This window comes from Treponema sp. R8-4-B8 (assembly GCF_054786175.1).
On sequence record NZ_BDHE01000140.1, the window covers coordinates 1 to 914 of the forward strand.

The following is a 914-nucleotide window of genomic DNA, read 5'->3' on the forward strand; positions in this document are numbered from 1 at the left end:
GCGGTTTGCACGTTTCATTCCAACTGCCCTCACTTAAAGTTTCAGGCTTTTCACTTTCAATTCTTGAACAGATCGCCGTAACAAGGAAGAGCGGGCTAACATTTGCCGTTGAAACGCCCAAAGATGCATGGCAGATGTCCATAAATAAGGAAGTGACAAAGGATTCAGTCGTTTCCATTATTCAAGAGGCAAGGAAGAACGGTTGGAAGGGAGCCAAGTTTTATTTTATGATAGGGCTTCCCGTGCCTGTTTTTGATCAAAATGAAGAAGAGGAAATAGTCTCATTTATCGCGGATATTGGCAGAAAAACCAGAACGCATTTTAACATTAACGTGGGAGTTTTTATTCCAAAACCGCATACCCCATACCAGTGGGCGACGCAGCTTGACAGTGAAACAGCAGTAGAAAAACTTAATTTTATACGCTCAAAATTAAAACCTTTGGGGCATAAGGTAAGCATTTCAGACCCTCTCATTTCACAAATAGAAGGGCTGTTAAGCAGAGGGGATGAAAGAGCGGGCTTATTATGTAAAGAAGCATGGCTTGCGGGAAGCAGGCTTGATCCCTGGAGCGAATTTATTAACAAGGAAGAATGGCGCAGGGTACTGGAAGAAAACCGTAATGTTTTAGATTCAATTTTATCAGGAAAAAATAATCCGCTTCCATGGGAAAGTATCGATTCTCATGTAATGCCTGAATACCTTAGGGATGAATTAGAAAAATCGGAAAACAGCCTTATTACATCTTCATGTAAGGAAAAATGCAATAATTGCGGGGTAGCGTCTAAAATAACTCCATGTCCGCCCAACAAACCGGAAAACCATTTAACCAATCAGGATATTGTTGTTAATCGTAAAAATAATCAGGCTAACAATACGCCTATTCATAAAACAGATCCGTCAATATACAGGGTA

The 914-nt window shown here is 40.5% G+C and carries 1 pseudogene; it reads left to right on the forward strand.

Going from position 1 to position 914, the window contains the following annotated elements:
• A pseudogene (locus ACYVRA_RS07440) lies at positions 1-914 on the forward strand (hypothetical protein); the annotation flags it as partial.